The organism is Streptomyces sp. NPDC043726, from assembly GCF_056436565.1.
In genome coordinates this window covers 640,647-658,382 of sequence record NZ_JBWKCI010000004.1, presented here as the reverse complement: position 1 = coordinate 658,382, position 17,736 = coordinate 640,647, and the positions used below count along the sequence as shown (strand labels likewise).

18 protein-coding genes are annotated in these 17,736 nt (G+C 70.7%); 15 read left to right on the top strand and 3 right to left on the bottom strand.

Annotated features, from left to right (window positions below; genetic code table 11):
- Positions 1-227 precede the first annotated feature (227 nt).
- Entirely contained in the window at positions 228-1,127 is a 900-nt protein-coding gene (locus tag AC068Z_RS15240) for a winged helix-turn-helix domain-containing protein (protein ID WP_478555210.1), read from the top strand.
- On the opposite strand, the gene AC068Z_RS15235 is transcribed toward AC068Z_RS15240, so the two are convergent.
- Positions 1,120-1,311 (bottom strand): hypothetical protein, encoded by a 192-nt coding sequence (locus AC068Z_RS15235; protein ID WP_478555208.1) that lies wholly within the window; start codon positions 1,309-1,311, stop codon positions 1,120-1,122. The genes AC068Z_RS15240 and AC068Z_RS15235 overlap by 8 nt on opposite strands.
- A 136-nt stretch (positions 1,312-1,447) precedes the next feature.
- Between AC068Z_RS15235 and AC068Z_RS15230 the strand changes: the two genes are divergently transcribed.
- The 7 genes from AC068Z_RS15230 (at position 1,448) to AC068Z_RS15200 (ending at position 9,704) form a co-directional block, all read left to right on the top strand.
- The gene (locus tag AC068Z_RS15230; RefSeq protein WP_478555206.1) at positions 1,448-2,326 is read left to right on the top strand and encodes a GntR family transcriptional regulator; all 879 of its coding nucleotides are present in this window, start codon (positions 1,448-1,450) and stop codon (positions 2,324-2,326) included.
- A 20-nt stretch (positions 2,327-2,346) separates the two neighbouring features.
- Positions 2,347-3,075 carry an HAD family hydrolase gene (locus AC068Z_RS15225; protein ID WP_478555204.1) on the top strand — a complete coding sequence of 243 codons (729 nt, stop codon included), beginning with the start codon at positions 2,347-2,349 and terminating at the stop codon, positions 3,073-3,075.
- 160 nt (positions 3,076-3,235) lie between these two features.
- The gene (locus tag AC068Z_RS15220) at positions 3,236-4,093 is read left to right on the top strand and encodes a GntR family transcriptional regulator (protein ID WP_478555202.1); all 858 of its coding nucleotides are present in this window, start codon (positions 3,236-3,238) and stop codon (positions 4,091-4,093) included.
- A 230-nt stretch (positions 4,094-4,323) separates the two neighbouring features.
- Complete coding sequence (locus tag AC068Z_RS15215; protein WP_478555200.1) at positions 4,324-6,486, top strand: phosphotransferase family protein; 2,163 nt, start codon at positions 4,324-4,326, stop codon at positions 6,484-6,486.
- Positions 6,487-6,515: 29 nt separating this feature from the next.
- Positions 6,516-7,127, top strand: a complete 612-nt coding sequence (locus AC068Z_RS15210; protein ID WP_478555198.1) for a TetR family transcriptional regulator — start codon at positions 6,516-6,518, stop codon at positions 7,125-7,127.
- Positions 7,128-7,169: 42 nt separating this feature from the next.
- The gene (locus AC068Z_RS15205) at positions 7,170-9,179 is read left to right on the top strand and encodes a HelD family protein (RefSeq protein WP_478555196.1); all 2,010 of its coding nucleotides are present in this window, start codon (positions 7,170-7,172) and stop codon (positions 9,177-9,179) included.
- A 30-nt stretch (positions 9,180-9,209) separates the two neighbouring features.
- Positions 9,210-9,704, top strand: a complete 495-nt coding sequence (locus AC068Z_RS15200; RefSeq protein ID WP_478555194.1) for an HAD domain-containing protein — start codon at positions 9,210-9,212, stop codon at positions 9,702-9,704.
- Here AC068Z_RS15200 and AC068Z_RS15195 read toward each other — a convergent pair.
- Positions 9,673-10,566 carry an NAD(P)-dependent oxidoreductase gene (locus tag AC068Z_RS15195; protein WP_478555192.1) on the bottom strand — a complete coding sequence of 298 codons (894 nt, stop codon included), beginning with the start codon at positions 10,564-10,566 and terminating at the stop codon, positions 9,673-9,675. The two genes, AC068Z_RS15200 and AC068Z_RS15195, sit on opposite strands and share 32 nt — an antisense overlap.
- A gap of 58 nt (positions 10,567-10,624) precedes the next feature.
- On the opposite strand from AC068Z_RS15195, the gene AC068Z_RS15190 reads away from it, so the two are divergent.
- From AC068Z_RS15190 to AC068Z_RS15160, 7 genes are all read left to right on the top strand, one after another.
- The gene (locus tag AC068Z_RS15190) at positions 10,625-10,993 is read left to right on the top strand and encodes a winged helix-turn-helix transcriptional regulator (RefSeq protein WP_478555190.1); all 369 of its coding nucleotides are present in this window, start codon (positions 10,625-10,627) and stop codon (positions 10,991-10,993) included.
- A 157-nt stretch (positions 10,994-11,150) separates the two neighbouring features.
- Entirely contained in the window at positions 11,151-12,071 is a 921-nt protein-coding gene (locus AC068Z_RS15185; RefSeq protein ID WP_478555188.1) for an NAD-dependent epimerase/dehydratase family protein, read from the top strand.
- 274 nt (positions 12,072-12,345) lie between these two features.
- Positions 12,346-13,281: an RNA polymerase sigma-70 factor gene (locus AC068Z_RS15180; protein ID WP_478555187.1), complete on the top strand. Its 936-nt coding sequence runs from the start codon at positions 12,346-12,348 to the stop codon at positions 13,279-13,281.
- A gap of 189 nt (positions 13,282-13,470) precedes the next feature.
- Positions 13,471-14,367, top strand: a complete 897-nt coding sequence (locus tag AC068Z_RS15175) for an RNA polymerase sigma-70 factor (RefSeq protein WP_478555185.1) — start codon at positions 13,471-13,473, stop codon at positions 14,365-14,367.
- Between the two features lie 101 nt (positions 14,368-14,468).
- Positions 14,469-15,014 (top strand): helix-turn-helix domain-containing protein, encoded by a 546-nt coding sequence (locus AC068Z_RS15170; RefSeq protein WP_478555183.1) that lies wholly within the window; start codon positions 14,469-14,471, stop codon positions 15,012-15,014.
- 89 nt (positions 15,015-15,103) lie between these two features.
- Complete coding sequence (locus AC068Z_RS15165; RefSeq protein WP_478555181.1) at positions 15,104-15,784, top strand: hypothetical protein; 681 nt, start codon at positions 15,104-15,106, stop codon at positions 15,782-15,784.
- Positions 15,785-15,892: 108 nt separating this feature from the next.
- The gene (locus AC068Z_RS15160; RefSeq protein ID WP_451718906.1) at positions 15,893-16,228 is read left to right on the top strand and encodes a DUF2516 family protein; all 336 of its coding nucleotides are present in this window, start codon (positions 15,893-15,895) and stop codon (positions 16,226-16,228) included.
- A gap of 42 nt (positions 16,229-16,270) precedes the next feature.
- Here the strand turns inward: AC068Z_RS15160 and AC068Z_RS15155 are convergent, their stop codons facing one another.
- On the bottom strand, positions 16,271-17,542 hold the full coding sequence (locus AC068Z_RS15155) for a PP2C family protein-serine/threonine phosphatase (protein WP_478555179.1): 1,272 nt from the start codon (positions 17,540-17,542) through the stop codon (positions 16,271-16,273).
- Positions 17,543-17,736: the final 194 nt, after the last annotated feature.

Here is a 17,736-nt window from a genome sequence, read left to right as displayed (position 1 = left end):
GTTGTGGTTGTGGTTGTTGTGCGGTGGTGCTGACCGAACCGGGCTCCCGGCTCCCCTCCGGAAGGGAGCCCGGCTCAGCCGTATCCTGTGGTGCGATCGCCAACCCCCTGAAAGTTTGACCATGTTGCGCAAGTTGGCGACCAACTTCACTGTACTTATCACCGCGTAGATGCGTCTCATAACCACCTTTCAGTGAACTGCTCAAAGATGGCGGGAAGTTGTACTGTTTGGCCGTGGACCCGAAACACGCCTCCGTCAATGGACGGAAGCGGCCACAGACGTCACATCGAGACGTGGCCGACGCGCTGCGCGCCCGGATCAGGTCCGGCGAATTGCAGCCCGGCCAGCGCATGCCCACCCAGGCGAGGCTCGCCGACGAGTTCGGGGTGGAGCGAGGGGCCGTACGGCAGGCGCTGCGCATCCTGCAGTCCGAGAACCTGCTCACCAATGTCTCCAAGGGCAGCCCCGCCACCGTCGCGCTCGACCTCGGCAGGGCGCTGACCGGCCCCGGAGCCCCGCCGCTGCCCACCATGGTGGCCCTCGCGCCCCGCATAGGGGCCGCCTTCGCCGCCCCGCACGTCGAGATCGACGCCCTCTGCCTGACCGCGATCTCGCTCACCCTCGCCATCGGCGAGCCGCTGCGCCGGATCCACGCGGGACAGCTGAAACCGGCCAAGGTCGACGTCCGCATCCTGCTGCCGAGCCGCCATATCGACCTCGCCTTCCCGGCCCCCGTGGACGCCGCGGCCGCGGGCCGGCTGCGCCGCCACTGGCTGGCCCAGCGCAATGCCCAGGGCCAGGTGCTCCAGCACAATCTGCTGGCCCTGCGGGCGACGCACGGGATAGATGTGCGGGTCACTTTTCGCGCGCTGCCCTTCACCCCGCCGGTCAAGCTGTACCTGCTCAACGGCGCGGAGGCGCTCTTCGCGTACTACACGGTGCAGCGCCGCGAGGAGGAGGTCGACCACGAGTTCCTGGAGATGTACGACGCGGAGGGCACCCAGTCGATGCTGTTCGCCTTCGAGCAGGGCACCGGGATGCGCGACACCACCTTCGTGGAGCAGTCCAACCTGTGGTTCAACTCACTGTGGGAGACGATCAGTTCCGAGCTGGAGCTCACTAGCTGATCGCGGGGCCCGAGAGCAGCAGGGCCAGCACCACGGCGCCTACGGAGCTGACGGCCGGGCTCTTGGCCTTGATGCCGATGGTGAGGAGCAGCACGCCGATGATGCCGGTGGTGCCGTACTTGACTTCGATAGCCTGTTCGATACCGACGACCAGTATCGCGGCCAGGAGGGCGATGACCTGCATGACGTTTCCCCCTTGAAGTAAAGCTTCCGCCAACTCAACCAAGTTGGTGCCAACTATGCTTATGTTGTCCCCACTTGGTTACTACTCATAAACAAGTTGCCGACAACTCCCGGTAGATGGAGTGGAGTTGTAGCGTTTGGTCGTGACCCAGGAGAACGTGGCAGTGAACGGCAGCAGAAGGCTCTCCCCCCAGGAGATCGCCGACATCCTGCGGGAACGGATCCGTGCCGGAGAGCTCAAGGCGGGCGACCGCCTGCCCACGCAGGCCGAACTCGCCGACGAGTTCGGAGTCGAGCGCGGCACCGTCCGCCAGGCCCTGCGCGCCCTCCAGGAGGACGGCCTCCTCACCAACGTCAGCAAGGGCAGCCCCCCACGCATCGCCGTCCCGGCCCCGTCCCACGGCGAGCCCCAGCCGACGATGGTCGGCCTGGCCCCACGACTGGTGGAGGCGTTCGCGGCCCGGCATGTTCGCGTGGACGTCGTCTGTCACTCCGCCGAGACCCTGATGCTGGCCCTCGGCGACCCCCTGCGCCGCATCCACGAGGGCACCCTCCGCCCGGAGTCGATCGACGTCCGCATCCTGCTGCCGTCGAGGGACATCACGCTCGCCTTCCCCGTCCTGATCGAGGGGGACGCGGACGACGACTCCCTGCACCGCCGCTGGCTGGGCATCCGCAACGCCCAGGCCCAGGTCCTGCGCCACAACCTCCAGGCGGTCCGCGCCACGCACGGCATCGACGTGCATGTGACCTTCCGCGCGCTGCCTTTCACACCGCCGGTGAAGCTGTACCTGCTCAACGACGAAGAGGCCTTGATCGGGTACTACGTGGTCACCGAGCGGGAGGAGGAGTACGAGAGCCGGACCCTGGAGATGTACGACGCGCTGGGCGCCCAGTCCCTGCTCTTCTCCTTCGCCAAGCGGTCCGGCGACCGCGACGAGGCCTTCGTGGGCGAATCCCAGAAGTGGTTCGACGCCCTCTGGGAAACCATCACCACGGACCTGACACTCTCCTAGTGACTTCTGATACTGAACCGGTGGGTGCAGAGACACAGATCGCTCCGGAGGAACTCGAACGGCTACGGGACTTGATCGAGCGCGCCCAAGTGGCGCTGTTCGACTTCGACGGGCCGATCTGCCGGCTGTTCGCGGGGCGGGCGGCGGGCCGGATCGCGAAAGACCTGGTGTCGTGGCTGGAGGGGCAGGGCTTGCGGCATCTGCTGGAGCCGGCGGAAAGGGAGGCTCTGGACCCGCACATCGTCCTGCACGCGGTGAACCGCAGGCGCCCGGGCAGTGACCTGGTCGTGGAGTTGGAGGAACGTCTCACCCAGGAGGAACTGAGAGCCGTTCCCAGCGCGATGCCGACTCCCAACGCCGACCCGCTGATCCGTACCTGGACGGCAAGGGGCACGCGGCTGGCCATCACCACGAACAACTCCCCGCGGACCGTGCGCGCGTACTTGGGCGGCCGGGGTCTGTCCTCGTGCTTCCTGCCCCATGTCTATGGCCGCTCTCACGAGCTTCGCCACCTCAAGCCGAACCCGCACTATCTCAACCGCGCGTTGCTGGGTATGGGCGCCTCCCCGTCGTCCGCTCTGATGATCGGCGACACTCCGTCCGACTACCGAGCGGCACACAGCGCCGGCGTTCCCTTCCTCGGCTACGCGCGTAACGCTGCCAAGGAACACCTGCTTCGGGAGGCGGGCGCCGAGGTCGTGATCAACTCGCTGGACCTGGTTCGGCATGTGATCCTGGGGCGGCTTTGATGCCCCTCGCGGTAAGGACACCTCAACTTACCTTCCAATTGGTCAGGTTGGTCTGAGGTTGGTCTGCCCGGTCCGTCTGATCCCTTAACCAACAGTCCAATCAGACTGAGAAGTTGAGGGGATTGGTTTGGCGGCTGTCGGCAAGCGGTACGGTCGGACCGTGAGTGCAGAGCAGATGGGCGAAGGCGGGAGCAAGGGGTTCCAGCGACTCGCCGATGTGCTGCGCGCGCGCATTGCGGACGGGACGTACCCGGTCACGTCCTACCTGCCGCCCCAGCGGGCGCTCGCGGAGGAGTTCGACGTCTCCCGGGACACGGTGCAGAGGGCGCTCAGGGAGCTGTCCGACGAGGGCTGGATCGAGTCGCGTCAGGGAAGTGGCGTGCGCGTGGTGCGGGCGCCGGAGGACGGAAACGTCACGGCGGGACAGGGTGTGACGCTGGGCCCTCCGATCGCCAAGGCGTTCGAGAAGCCTGAAGTGTCGCTGGACGTCTACACCCTGACGTCGGAGTCGTTGGATCTGCACATGCGGCTTCAGGTCGAGCGCATCCGCCGGAAGGAGATCACGCCCCAGCGCATCGCCCTGCGTGTGCTCCTGCCGCACGAGTCGATGCGACTGCCGTACCCGCGGTCCAAGAACGACCCGGCGGATTCGCGTCCACAGGAACGCCTGCACGAGATAACGCGCCGCCATGTCGCTTCACTGCGCGGCCCGCTGCGTGATCTTCTCAATGAGAAGCTCGTGTCCTCCATCGATGTCGAGGTTCGCCACGCACCCCTGGCCCCGGCGTTCAAGCTGTACCTGCTCAACGGTGTCGAAGCCCTGCACGGCGTCTATGAGGTCGTCGAACGTCCGATCGAGCTGGACGGCGGCGAGGTGATCGAGGCCCTGGACGTCATGGGCCTGGGGGCCACGCTCACACGCCATGTGAAGGACGATGATCCGAACTCGCCCGGGACCGTCTTTGTGGACAGCATGCAGAAGTGGTTCGACTCCGTCTGGGAGTTCCTGTCCGAGTAACGGCGGGAAACTCATGTGAGTGCGCTAATATTCCCCGCACTCGCCTGAGCCAAACGCTCTCTCCCGCGCGTGTAGAGATTGAGAAGAGACCAATCTCGAGCGACCGACTGGCAATGAGTGCCAAACCCACCCGTTCGGCGCACTCAAGCTTGACTCTGGTCGTGGCTGTTACAACCGGCACTTAGGTTACGCAGTACCTTCCTCTCTCGCGCGAGTCATCCGGAGCGGCCGTGGGCTTGTCACCTCGTCCCGGCCCCCGCCCTGGGGTACGCACCCCCGACGTTGTCGAGAAGTTCGTGCGCCTGGCCATGCTGGAGGGCCGAGGCGCCGAGGGCGGCCATCACCGGACCTACACGCACCCCCTGACCCCCGCCGCGGCGCTCGCCCTGGGCTGGGAGGACGGCGCGCCCGTGGTGGTACGAATGCCACGACCCCAAACCCTTCCCGTGCGGGTCAGAACATGGCACGACGACGCGGCGATTCTGAACGCCCTCGCGGATGTGTCCCCTCGGATCCCCAGAAGCCTCTGGCAGCAGCCGGGCGTCACGATCCGCAGCCACGCGGCCGGCCGCCCGCTCGCCGAGTTCTGCGGTGACGGCAAGCCCGTCGACTCCTTGTTGGTCCGGGCGCTGACCGACCAGCTCGCCCGATCGGCTCAGGTGCGCAGGACCGCGCTGCCGCCCCTGCCCGCCGATCGCCCCGCCAACCAGTGGGACGGTCAGGCCTTCCTGCGAGCACTGGCGGAGTCGGTGGACCGCAGGATCATCCAGCCCAATTGGACCGAGTTCGGCGGCCTGTTCGCGGCACTGGGCGTCCCCAGAAGCGCTTTGCTGAGCCTCGCCGCTCGCGTCCCGGCCATGTCACGGCGACCGTACGGACTGCTCCACGGCAATCTGCACCGCGGCAATGTCATCGTCTCCCCCGACGACGACCGGCTCCCCGTGCTCGTCGACTGGGAACTGGCCGGCTACGGCGACCCCCTGTACGACCTGGCCACCCATCTCCACCTCATGCGCTACCCCGGCCATCAGTGGGACGAGGTCGCCGATGCCTGGGAAACGGCCATGCGGGAGGTCCGCCGCGCCGCCGTCAACGGTCTGGCCCGGGATCTGCCGCACCACATCGCCTTCGTGCGGGCTCTGTCCCTCTACCCGGACGTGATGCGGGCGGCGCGAAGGCTCCAGGAGTCGCCCGACCAGCACGCCCTCGGCCAGGCCCGGCGAGACGTGCACCGGGCGCTCGAGGCGGCCGCGGATCCCCTCACGCTCGGAGCCGTTCCGGACGAGCAGGAGATCGAACGGATCCTCTTCCGCTGGGCGCTGGCCAGAACCGAAGGCGGGGGACTGTTCGGCAAGGCCGTCGCCTGGACGCCGGATCCGCGATTCGCCGAGCACCCGGAGCTGCCCCGTACGGCGGTGCACGAAGCCCTCGTCGCCGAGGGAGCGGCACCTGCCGACCGCGTCTTCAAGGGCACCGGACACCTGAACTCCGTCGTACAGGTGCCCGGCGCCGACTTCCCGGTGGTGGTCCGGCGCAAGGTTGCGAACGCCTGCCGGCGGGAGCGGGGATTCCTCAGCGAGCATGTCGTGCTGCGGGCCATCGAGCGCTCGGGGGTGCCGGTAGCGGTCCCGAAGTTCCTGGCGCTGGGCACGAGTTATCAGGGTGAACCTTTCGCCATCCACACCTACGAGGGCCCGCGGGACATGGGCCGGCCGCCGGGTCACCCCGTGCACGGTCTGCTGCCGCACGAGGCAGACCGGCTCGTCGACCAGCTCGGCGCGCTGACCCGGGTGAACTTCCGGGAGATGGACCCCGCCGCGGGCGAGGGCCGCTTCTACACCTGGCTCAGCGAGCAACTGGTGCAACTGGTCGGGGACCTGCCCGAGGAGTCCCGGCGGCTCGCCCGGCTGCTGGGCCTGCCCGACGCCCCGCGCCTCGGCCAGATCCTGGCCCGCCATCAGGTCAGCGAACGCCGGCCCGCCCTGCTGCACGGCGACCTCAACCCGTGGAACCTGGTGCGCCGCACCGACGAACTGGCGCTGACCCTCATCGACTGGGAGATGGCGGTGGTCGGCGATCCCCTCTACGACCTGGTCCGCCATATGCACCTCACACCAACCCGGCCGGAGATCCGGGACCGGATGTTCGAGCGCTGGGCGAAGCGGCTGGATCCGGAGTTCACGGTCGACTGGTGGCGGGACTGGCGGGTCTACCGCTGGATCGAGATCGTGCGCTCGGCCTACATCGACCTGGACCGCCTGGTCACCGGGGCGAGCCTGGACGCGCCCAACGTCCGGCGCGCGATCGACTCGTACGCCATGACCCTGGCCGCCGCCGTGGGCTCGCTCGGCCTGCCCGGCCGTCCGACGGCTCTGGTCCGCGTCCTGACCTGACCGCTCCCTGGCCTGCGTAGGCTCGACCCATGAGTGAGACCGGCCTGCGGGAGCGGAAGAAGCGGCGGATGTACGAGGCCGTGTCGGAGGTGGCGATTCGGCTCTTTCTGGAGAAGGGGTTCGACGCCGTGTCCGTCGCGGAGGTCGCCGCCGCCGCGGAGATCTCCAAGCCGACCCTCTTCCGGTACTTCCCGGCCAAGGAGGACCTCGTCCTGTACCGGATCTCCGATCACGAGGACGAGGCCGCGCGGGTGGTCGGAGAGGCGGAGGGCGCGCCTCTCGACGCGCTGCGGCGGCACTTCCTGGAGGGGCTCGAGCGGTGTGATCCCGTCACCGGGCTCAATGATCATCCTCAGGTGCTCGCCTTTCATCGGCTGCTGTACGGGACTCCCTCCCTCGTCGCCCGAGCCCACATCCACCAGCAGCGGTCCGAGGCCGCGCTCGCCGAGGCGCTGGGCGGCGATCTGGACGCCCGGCTGGCCGCGGGGCAGATCTGCGCGGTGCAGCGGGTCCTCGCCATGGAGAACTGGCGGCGGATCTCCGGTGGGGAGCGGGTGCGGGATGTTCGCGAGGACGCCGTGGCGGCGGCTGAGCGGGCGTTCCGGCTGCTGGCGGCGGGACTGCCGTATCTGACTCGGTAAAAAATTTAACTCGGTTACGAATTTTCGCGTACGCTCGGTGGAATGAGTGCCGCCGACCACGCCCTCCGCCATGCCCTCCGCACCGAGCGAGCCCACCACGACCGCTGCCGCGCCGCCCTCGACGCGATGGTCGCCGGGGCCGATGAGCAGGTCGTCGTGGGTGAGGACGTCTCCGCGTCCGGGGCCGACGCCGAAGTGCTCGGGTACCAGCTGCGCAGCAAGGCGAAGGCGATGCGCGAACTGCCCGAAGGGCCGCTGTTCTTCGGCCGGTTGGACTTCGGCGGCGGTCCGCACCTCGGGCAGAGCTACCACGTGGGCCGGCTGCGGATCACCGAGCACCCCTCCGCCCCGCCGCTCGTCGTCGACTGGCGCGCGCCCGTCGCCCGCGCCTTCTACCAGGCGAGCGCCCGCGATCCGCAGGACGTGGCCGTACGGCGGCGGTTCGGCTGGGCGCCGGGCACCCGGGGCGACTCCGCGGACCTCACCGGCCTGGAGGACGAGCATCTGGAGCGCGGGGAGTCGCAGGTCAGCGAGATCGTCACGCGCGAGATCGAGCGGCCGCGCGTCGGGCCGATGCGGGACATCGCCGCCACGATCCAGCCCGAGCAGGACGATCTCGTCCGCGCCGACCTCGCCGTCTCGGTCTGTGTGCAGGGCGCCCCCGGCACCGGCAAGACAGCGGTGGGCCTGCACCGGGCGGCCTACCTCCTCTACACCCACCCCCAGCGCCTCCAACGCTCCGGCCTGCTGATCCTCGGCCCCAACCGCACCTTCCTCGCCTACATCTCCGAAGTGCTCCCGGCGCTCGGCGAGACGGGCGTACGTCAGTCGACCCTCCTGGAGGAGATCGCCCGTGTGCCGGTCACCGGTGCCGACGAGGAGCGGGCGGCCGTCCTCAAGCACGACGCCCGGATGGCCGAGGTGCTGCGCCGGGCGCTGTACGCGCGGGTGGCCGAGGAGGGGGCCGGGGCGCTGGCGGTGCCGGACGGCTTCTACCGATGGCGGGTCCGCGAGGACGAACTCGCGCGGATCGTCCGGGAGGTACGGGCCGAGGACCTGCCGTACGGCGTGGGCCGGGAGCGGGTGCGGACCCGGGCGGTGGAGGCGCTGCGGCAGCAGGCGGAGCGCCGCAGCGGGCCCCGGCCGAATCTCTGGGTGCGCCGGATGGCGGGGGCGAAGGGCGTGGGGCCGTACGTCGACGCCGTATGGCCGAAGGCGCGTCCCGAGGAGGTGCTCGCGGAACTCCTCACGCGGCCGGAGGCGCTGGCCGCCGCGGCCGACGGGCTGCTCGACGCCGACGAACAGAAGGCGCTGCTGTGGCCGCGGCCGCCGCGGTCCTGGAAGTCGGCGCGCTGGTCACCGGCCGACCTGGTCCTCCTCGACGAGTTGGCCGGGCTCGTCGAGCATCCCCAGGGGTACGGCCATGTGGTCGTCGACGAGGCGCAGGATCTGTCGCCCATGGAGTGCCGGGCGATCGCGCGCCGCGCGCCCTTCGGCTCGCTCACGGTGCTGGGGGATCTGGCGCAGGGCACGACGCCCTGGGCGGCCAGGTCCTGGGGCGCGTTGCTCGGGCATCTGGGCAAGCCGGACGCGGCCCTGGTCCCGTTGGCCACCGGCTTCCGCATGCCCGCGGCGGTCGCGGAGCTGGCGAACCGGCTGCTGTCCCGCCTCGACGTGGACGTCCCGGCGGCCCGTTCCCTGCGCCGGGACGGCGAACTGACGGTGCGCGAGGCGGGTGCGGCCGGCCTCCCCGAGGCGGTCGCCACCGCCGTAGGAGAGGCCCTGGCGCACGAGGGGGCCATCGGGGTCATCGCGGCGGACGCCGATGTGCCGTGGCTGCGGGAGCCCCTGACGGCGGCCGGGGTGCTGACCTCCCGGGTGACGCTGATCGAGGCCTCCGCGGTCAAGGGCCTGGAGTACGACCACGTGATCGTCGTGGAGCCGGCCGCGATCGCCGCCGCCGAGGAGCGCGGCCCGCACCGCCTGTACGTCGCCCTGACCCGCGCGGTGTCCCGGCTCGACGTGGTCCACACGCGGGGGTTGCCGTTCTGAGGGCCCGGCGTTTCGGGGATCCTGGAGGCGATGCTGCTCTTCCTCGATGTCGACGGAACGCTGCTGCCCTTCGGCGGCCCGGGGCCGTACCCCGAGTACGACGGTCCCGTGGCCGAGTCCGCCGCCCTCCACCCCCTCCTGGCCCGCGTCGACCCGGCGCTCGGGCCGCGCCTGGCGGGGCTCGGCTGCGAACTCGTGTGGGCGACGACCTGGATGGACGACGCGAACACCTGCCTGGCGCCCTGGCTGGGGCTCCCCCGGCTGCCGCTGCTGGACTGCCCGGAGGACGCGGACGTTCCGCCGGGGCTGCACTGGAAGACCCTGCCGCTGCTCTCCCGGGCGGCCGGGCGGCCCTTCGTCTGGGTGGACGACGAGATCGGGGCCGCCGACCGCGCCTGGGTCGCGAGCCGGTACCCCGGACCCGCCCTGCTCCACCGCGTCGATCACCGGGCGGGGCTGACCGACGCGGACTTCGCCGAACTGGAGAGGTGGATCAGTGGGCCTGGCGGGTCAGGAGCTGGCTGACGCGCATGAAGCCGTCGCTGCCGTGACCGGCGGCGACGACCCGGCGGGAGAGGCCCTCGACGACGCGCATCAGGCTCGCGTCGATGCCGTGGGCCTCGGACGCGTGGACGATGTGGGACATGGTGGAGACGGCGGAGGTGATCGGGTTCAGCTCGCCGGAGTAGGTGCCCTCGTCGATGTCCACGGCGAATTCCTCGAACAGGGGCGGCAGGATCGCGCCGATGCCCTGCGCGAAGGGGGCCAGCTCCCGGGCGGTGACGCCCTCGGCGCGGGCCACCGCGAGGGCGTGCGCGTAGCCCGCCATCGCCGTCCAGAAGATGTCCAGCAGGGCGACGTCGTACGCGGCGGCCCGGCCGATGTCCGTACCGAGGTGGGTGTGAGTGCCGCCCAACGCGGACAGAACGGGGTGGTGCTGGTCGTGGAGGTCCTTCGGGCCGCTGAGGATGAACACCGCGTCCGGCGTCCCGATGCTCGGCGTCGGGGTCATGATCGCGCCGTCCAGATAGGCGATGCCGTGCTCGCCGGCCCAGGCGGCCGTGTCGCGTGCGCGGTCCGGGATGTCGGCGGTGAGGTTGACGACCGTACGGCCCTTGAGGGCGTCGGTGACGTCGTCCTGGCGCAGGATCGCGTCGGAGGCGTCGTAGTTCACCACGCACACCACGGTCAGCGGGCTCGCGGCGACCGCCTCCGCCGCCGTGCCGGCGCCGGTCGCGCCGCGGGCGACCAGGTCGGCGTCGCGGCCGGGGGTGCGGTTCCACACCGTGGTCCGTACGCCCGCGTCCAGGAAGGCACCGGCCAGCGCGCGGCCCATCGGGCCGAGGCCGAGGACGGTGACGGCAGACTGGTCGTCGTACGAGGACATGCTTCTTCAACTCCCGTAAGCAGTGTTTTCTGAATTGACGTGAACAAAAGGGGCGAGGATGACGCGCGGCCGTGCTCAGGATCCGAACGTCTGTGGAGTGACCGCAGCGATCGCGGTGATCGACGGCAAGTGGAAGACGAGCGTGCTGTGGATGCTGGAATCCGGCCCGCTCCGGCCCGGCGAACTGCGCCGCAGGCTGCCGGGGCTCAGCGAGAAGGTGCTGACGCAGGCGTTGCGCGAGATGGAGGAGGACGGTCTGGTGCACCGCGAGGTGCATGACGTCCTCCCGCTGAAGACGGTCTACTCGCTGACCGGCTTCGGCCGTGAACTCTCCGAACTCCTCGGTCCCCTCTCCGACTGGGGCCACCGCCGCCTGGAGCGGCTGGCGGCTTCCGACCACCTGCGTCCAGCCTCGCGGCTGGGGTGAGCGGTGCCAAGTACCCACTTTTTTGTGGGTACGCGGGACTCGCGTGACGGGCGGCGCGGGGCCGTGCGGGCAGCCTTCGGCGGGGCGTGTCACAGGCGGGCGGGCTGATTCGTCCCATGGGTGAGAGGCGGTTCCCGGGACAGGGAAGGTGAGAGTCATGCGGGTGTTCGTGGCAGGCGGGACCGGGATGCTGGGGCGGCATCTGGTGCCGCAGCTGGTGGCCCGTGGGCACGAGGTGACCGCGACCACGACCGGCGCGGGCAAGCTGGGCGTGCTGGAGCGGCTCGGCGCGCGGGCGGTCGTGATGGACGGTCTGGACGCGATGTCGGTCGGTGAGGCGGTGGCCTCGGCCCGCCCCGACGCGATCGTGCACGAGATGACCGCGATCGCCGGGAAGCCCGACATCAAGCACATGGACCGCTGGTTCGCCGCCACCAACCGGCTGCGCACCGAGGGTACGGACCATCTGCTGGCCGCCGCGGAGGCGACCGGTGTGCCGCATGTCGTCGCGCAGAGCTACGGCGCGTGGAACGGCATCCGCGAGGGCGGCTGGGTCAAGACCGAGGACGATCCGACGGACCCGCTGACCGGCACCCCGGCCGAGCCGGTCATGGCGGCGGTACGGCACCTGGAGGAGGCGGTCACGAAGGCGGGCGGCGCGGCGCTGCGGTACGGCGCGTTCTACGGCGCCGGCGCGACCGACGACCAGGTGGCGCTCGTACGGAAGCGGCAGTTCCCGCTGGTCGGGCGGGGGAGCGGGTACTGCTCCTGGATCCATCTGTCCGACGCGGCGTGCGCGACCGTGCTGGCGGTCGAGCAGCGGGCGACCGGGCTGTACTCGATCGTCGATGACGAACCGGCCCCGGCGGCCGAGTGGCTTCCGCACCTGGCCGCGTGCGCGGGCGCGAAGCCGCCGATGCGGGTGCCGGTGTGGCTGGCGCGGCTGCTGGCGGGCGAGGTCGCGGTGGTGATGATGACCGAGGGCCGCGGCTTCTCCAACGCCAGGGCGAAACGGGAACTGGGCTGGAAGCCGCGGTATCCCTCCTGGCGGGAGGGGTTCAGGGAGGGGCTGGCGTGAGGCGGATGGGAGGGGTGGTCGGCGTGACCGGGGTGACCGGGGTGACCGGGGTGGTTCGGGCGGTCCCTGTGGCTGGCGTGGTCGGGGTGGTTCGGGCGGGCTTGGTGGCCGGCGTGGTGGGGATGGTTCGGGCGTGCTCGGTGGTCGGGGTGGTTCGGGCGGGCTCGGTGGCCGACGTGGTCGGGATGATCCGGGCGTGCTCGGTAGCCGGGGTAGCCGGGGTGGCCGGGGTGGCTGGAGCGACCGGCTGGTCGGGGTGGTCGGGGTGGTCGGTGTGAGTCGTACTGAGGAGTTCGAGGAGCTGCGGCCGCTGCTGTTCGCCATCGCCTACCGGATCCTGGGCAGCGTCAGCGAGGCGGAGGACGCCGTGCAGGAGGCCTGGCTGCGCTGGGAGGCGGTGGCGACCCGGCCCGCGTCGACGAAGGCGTACCTGTCGGCTGTGGTCACCCGGATCTCCATCGACGTGCTGCGTTCGGCGCGGGTGCGCAGGGAGGCGTACGTCGGCCCCTGGTTCCCCGAGCCCCTGCTGAACGACCCCTATGAGGACCCGGAGCGCTCGGCGGAGCTGGCGGACTCCCTGTCGATGGCGGCGCTGGTGCTGCTGGAGCGGCTGTCGCCGCTGGAGCGGGCGGTGTTCGTGCTGCGGGAGGTGTTCGGGTTCGGCTTCCCGGAGATCGCGTCGGCGGTGGACCGCTCGGAGGCGGCGTGCCGTCAGCTGGCGGTACGGGCGCGGCGGCACATGGACGCGGGGCGGCCCCGTTTCGAGGCGGACCGCAAGGAGCGGGAGGAGCTGGCGGAGCGGTTCTTCGACGCGTTCCGGGAGGGGGACGTCGACGGTCTGCGCGAGCTGCTGGCCGGGGACGTGCAGATGGTCGGCGACGGCGGCGGCAAGGCTCCGCAGTGGGCGCGGGCGATCTCGGGCGCCGAGAACGTGTCCCGGCTGCTGGCCGCGCTGGTCCACCCCTTCGTCCGGATCGGCGTGACGGCCGAACCCCGGGACATCAACGGCCAACCGGGCGTCCTCTTCCGGGACCGGGACGGCAAGGTCGTCAACATCATGGCCCTGGACATCGCTGAGGGCCGCGTCCAGACGATCCGCTCGGTGATCAACCCCGAGAAGCTGACGCATCTCGGCCCGGTGGCGGACGCGTGGGCGGTGATGCGCGAGGCGAACAGGGCGCGGCGGGAGGAGGCGGAGGAGAGCCTCTGACGGTTCCCCTCGATGGGAGCCGGGTGGCGACGCGGCCTTCGGAACGGGTTCCTGTGCTCCGCGGGCATGCCTCCCCTCTCCCCCTCGGAGTGATCCAGGTCACGTGTTGTCACAGATCTCCGGTGGGCGGTGTCTCGAGGTCGCCGAATGCCTCGGCCAGCGCGGGCGCCGACAGGGAAGAGTGCGGGTATGAGTGATCACGTCACCGACGCGGCGACCGAGGTGTTCGTCGCGCACCGGAATCTGCTCTTCACCGTCGCCTACGAGATGCTCGGCTCGGCGGCCGACGCGGAGGACGTGCTGCAGGAGACCTGGATGCGCTGGGTCGACCTGGATCTGGAGCAGGTGCGTGACCATCGCGCCTACCTCGTGCGGATCACCACCCGCCAGTCCCTCAACCGGCTGCGCAGCATGAAGCGCCGCAAGGAGGCGTACGTCGGCCCGTGGCTGCCCGAGCCGCTGCTCACCTCGCCGGACGTCGCCGAGGACGTCGAACTCGCCGAGAGCGTCTCGATGGCGCTCATGCTCGTCCTGGAGACCCTCGCGCCGACGGAACGCGCCGTCTTCGTCCTCCGCGAGGTCTTCGACGTCGGCTACGACGAGATCGCCACCGCGCTCGGCAAGACCCCCGCCGCCGTACGCCAGATCGCCCATCGAGCCCGTCGGCACGTCGAGGCCCGCCGCCCCCGCGAGGCCGTCTCCGCGAGCCGGACCCGCGCCGCCCTCGACTCCTTCCGGCGCACCCTGGAGACCGGCGACCTCCAGGGCCTTCTCGACATCCTCGCCCCCGAGGTCGTCCTCATGAGCGACGGCGGCGGCCTCAAGCAGGCGGCCGTACGCCCGATCGTGGGTGCCGACAAGGTCGGCCGTTACGTCCTGGGCGGCATCGGAAAGGCCCAGGTCACGATCGCCTACGAGCCCACCCTGATCAACGGCCACCCGGCCTTCGCCCTCCGCGTGGACGGCGTCACCGACGGCATCATGGCCATCCGCTTCGAGGACGACCGCATCACCGGCATCTACTACGTCCGCAACCCCGAGAAGCTCACCCACATCGACGCGGAGACCCGCCTCACCCTGCGCTGAACACCCGCCGGAGCGACCGGACCTGACGCCGGGACATGACATGGCACACTTTTGCAAGCGGCTGCTTGCAATAGTTAGCGGGAGTGGGGCAAGGTGGGGGCATGGCAACGCTCAACGTCGGCAATCTCGGCGAGTACCTGCGCGAGCAGCGGCGTAACGCCCAGCTCTCGCTGCGGCAGCTGGCCGATGCCGCCGGGGTGTCCAACCCGTATCTGAGCCAGATCGAGCGCGGGCTGCGCAAGCCGAGCGCGGAGGTGCTGCAGCAGGTCGCCAAGGCGCTGCGGATCTCCGCCGAGACGCTGTACGTGCGGGCCGGGATCCTGGACGCCGAGCGGGATCGGGACGAGGTGGAGACGCGCGCCGTCATACTCGCCGACCCCACGCTGAGCGAGCAGCAGAAGCAGGTGCTGCTCCAGATCTACGAGTCCTTCCGCAAGGAGAACGGCTTCGGGACCGCGGCGGCCGAGGAAGCGGCGACGCTCACCGGCACGGACGCGAACACCGGCGCGGACACGGACTCCGGCGCGGACACGGACTCCGGCGGCTACGGCAATGACGCCGACGCGGCCGGCACAGCCGATATGAAGGACACGGAAGACCCGCACGACCCACCGCACCCGCAGGAGCCGCGGCGGTCGGCCGGCTGAGCCCGGCAACCGGCCGTCGTCGCACCGGGCCTGCGGGAACGCACCCACAACACACCCTCATCTGCCAGCGACCCGGGAGGACCATCACCATGGCCATCACCGACGACCTCCGCAAGACCCTCAGCGACCCGACCCCCCTCTACTTCGCCGCCGGCACCGCCGACCTCGCCTTCCAGCAGGCCAAGAAGGTCCCGGGCCTGGTCGAGCAGCTGCGCACCGAGGCCCCGGCCCGGATCGACGCCGTACGCAACACCGACCCGAAGGCCGTCCAGGAGAAGGCCGCCGCCCGTGCCAAGGAGGCCGGCGCCCGCGTCAAGGAGACGCAGGAGACCCTCCAGACCCGGGTCAGCGAGTTCATCAACACCCTCGACGGTGACCTGAAGAAGCTCGGCACCACCCTCGACGCCGACCTGAAGAAGTTCGGCGAGAGCGCCCAGGACTTCGCGCTGCGCGGGGTCGGCATGGCCGCCGAGTACGCGGTCAAGGCCCGCGAGACCTACGAGAAGGTCGCCGAGCACGGCGAGCAGGCCGTGCGGACCTGGCGTGGCGAGGCGGCCGAGGGGATCGAGGACATCGCCGTCGCCGTGGAGCCGAACCCGGAGCCCGTCGAGGTCAAGGAGGCGGCCAAGCCCGCCGAGGCCAAGTCCGCGGCTGCCACGGCCGCCGACGACAAGCCCGCCGCGACGGCCGCTCCGGAGAAGAAGCCCACCGCCAAGAAGACGGCGCCGCGCAAGACGACCGCCAAGAAGTCGACGCCGCCGGCGAAGTAAGCGGCGACGGTCCATGGACAGGCCGGGCACCTCTGGGGTGTCCGGCCCGTTCTACGGGTACGGTGACCGCGTAGGGACGAGCCGAGTCGGGTGGTGGACGTTGTGCTGATGCAGGGCTTCGCAAACTTCATGTGGCTGCTGAGCATGGCCCTGATCATTTTCAGCGGCTTCGCGCTGATCGACGCCGCCACGCGCAGGGAGGACGCCTACCGCGCGGCCGACAAGAAGACCAAGCCGTTCTGGCTGATCATCCTGGGCATCGCCTTCGTGGTGAACCTGCTCTTCCCGATCCTGTCGTTCCTGCCGATCATCGGCCTGATCGCGACGATCGTGTACATGGTGGACGTACGCCCCGCGATCCGCAGCCTCCCGGGCGGCGGCCGCAACACCCGCAGGGGCTCCAGCAGCGACGGCCCGTACGGCCCCTGGAACGGCGGACGGTAGTTCTTCACCTGCGGCGGCCGAGCGCCCCGTGAGGGGCGCCGCTCAGCCCACCCGGTCCAGCAGCAACACGGCCACGTCGTCCGTCAGCTCGCCCCCGTTGAGATCCCGGACCTCGTTGACGGCCGCGCTCAGCAGCGCCTCCCCGCGCAGCCCCTCCGCTATCTGCCGCCGGACCATGGACACCATGCCGTCCTGGCCCAGCCGCTCGCGCCCCTCACCGATCCGTCCCTCGATCAGGCCGTCGGTGTAGAGCATCAGGCTCCACTCGGCGCCCAGCTCCACCTGCATCCGAGGCCACCGGGCCCCGGGCAGCAGCCCGAGCGCGGGCCCGTTCTTGTCGTACGGCAGAAGCCGCGCCGGCCGCCCGGGACGGGCCAGCAGCGGCGCCGGATGCCCGGCGAGGCACAGCCCCGCCCGCCGGCCGTCCGGCGCGATGTCCACCGTGCACAGCGTCGCGAAGATCTCGTCGTCCGCCCGCTCGTGCTCCAGCACCTGCTGCAGCGTGCCCAGCAGCTCGTCCCCGCACATCCCGGCCAGGGTCAGCGCCCGCCAGGCGATCCGCAGCTCGACACCGAGCGCGGCCTCGTCGGGGCCGTGCCCGCAGACGTCACCGATCATGGCGTGCACGGTGCCGTCGGAGGTCCGTACGACGTCGTAGAAGTCACCGCCGAGCAGGGCACGGGAGCGCCCCGGCCGGTAGCGCGCGGCGAAGCGCAGCGGGGAGCCGTCCAGCAGGGGCGTCGGCAGCAGGCCGCGCTCCAGGCGGCGGTTCTCCTGCGCCCGTACCCGGCCCTCGGCGAGCCTGCGCTCGGCGGAGTCGGAACGTTTCCGCTCGACCGCGTAACGGATCGCGCGGCTCAGCAGCCGGCCGTCCAGCTCGTCCCGGAGGAGGTAGTCCTGGGCGCCCGCCCGGACCGCGTCGGCGCCGCCCTCGGCGTCGCCGGAGGCGGTGAGGGCGAGGACGGCGTGCCGGGGCGCGAGCTCCAGCACGTGCTTGAGCACGGCGAGCTCGTCGCTGTCGTCGCCGCGGCCCGGCGCGGGCAGCGCCAGGTCCAGCAGGATGCAGTGGACGTCGTCGGTGAGCAGGCGCTCGGCCTCGGTGAGGTTGCGCGCGCTGCGGACGCGGATCGGCCTGCCCTCCCAGTCGAGCAGTTCGGGCAGGACGGTGGAGCCGCCGGGATCGTCCTGGATCAGCAGCAGCGTCAGGTTGGTGTGCGGGCTTTCCTTGGAGGTGACGCCGGTTGCGGGCGCCACCTGCGCCTGACCACTCTCCACGGCCGGGATCGCTCTCTGCCGCGGTACGGGTACGGGCATCGTCTTGGGTTCCTTCCCTCCCCCCGAGGGCATGGCGGGGACGAGGGACCTCGACCCACCGACGGGGACCATAGCGGTAGTGGGCACCGCAAAGGAATGGTGCAGGCCACGCCGTTCGGCGGCTGGCCACTGTCATATGCCGCGTTCCGTACCGCAGTTGGGCAGGCCGACGGGGCCGCGGGGATGACGAACGT

What these genes read in the sequence shown, in the direction of transcription:
- AC068Z_RS15235 (WP_478555208.1), bottom strand. Translation starts at nt 1,311, where the DNA reads ATGCAGGTCATCGCCCTCCTGGCCGCGATACTGGTCGTCGGTATCGAA.
- AC068Z_RS15210 (WP_478555198.1), top strand. Translation starts at nt 6,516, where the DNA reads ATGAGTGAGACCGGCCTGCGGGAGCGGAAGAAGCGGCGGATGTACGAG.
- AC068Z_RS15205 (WP_478555196.1), top strand. Translation starts at nt 7,170, where the DNA reads ATGAGTGCCGCCGACCACGCCCTCCGCCATGCCCTCCGCACCGAGCGA.
- AC068Z_RS15200 (WP_478555194.1), top strand. Translation starts at nt 9,210, where the DNA reads ATGCTGCTCTTCCTCGATGTCGACGGAACGCTGCTGCCCTTCGGCGGC.
- AC068Z_RS15195 (WP_478555192.1), bottom strand. Translation starts at nt 10,566, where the DNA reads ATGTCCTCGTACGACGACCAGTCTGCCGTCACCGTCCTCGGCCTCGGC.
- AC068Z_RS15190 (WP_478555190.1), top strand. Translation starts at nt 10,625, where the DNA reads ATGACGCGCGGCCGTGCTCAGGATCCGAACGTCTGTGGAGTGACCGCA.
- AC068Z_RS15185 (WP_478555188.1), top strand. Translation starts at nt 11,151, where the DNA reads ATGCGGGTGTTCGTGGCAGGCGGGACCGGGATGCTGGGGCGGCATCTG.
- AC068Z_RS15175 (WP_478555185.1), top strand. Translation starts at nt 13,471, where the DNA reads ATGAGTGATCACGTCACCGACGCGGCGACCGAGGTGTTCGTCGCGCAC.
- AC068Z_RS15170 (WP_478555183.1), top strand. Translation starts at nt 14,469, where the DNA reads ATGGCAACGCTCAACGTCGGCAATCTCGGCGAGTACCTGCGCGAGCAG.
- AC068Z_RS15165 (WP_478555181.1), top strand. Translation starts at nt 15,104, where the DNA reads ATGGCCATCACCGACGACCTCCGCAAGACCCTCAGCGACCCGACCCCC.
- AC068Z_RS15160 (WP_451718906.1), top strand. Translation starts at nt 15,893, where the DNA reads ATGCAGGGCTTCGCAAACTTCATGTGGCTGCTGAGCATGGCCCTGATC.
- AC068Z_RS15155 (WP_478555179.1), bottom strand. Translation starts at nt 17,542, where the DNA reads ATGCCCGTACCCGTACCGCGGCAGAGAGCGATCCCGGCCGTGGAGAGT.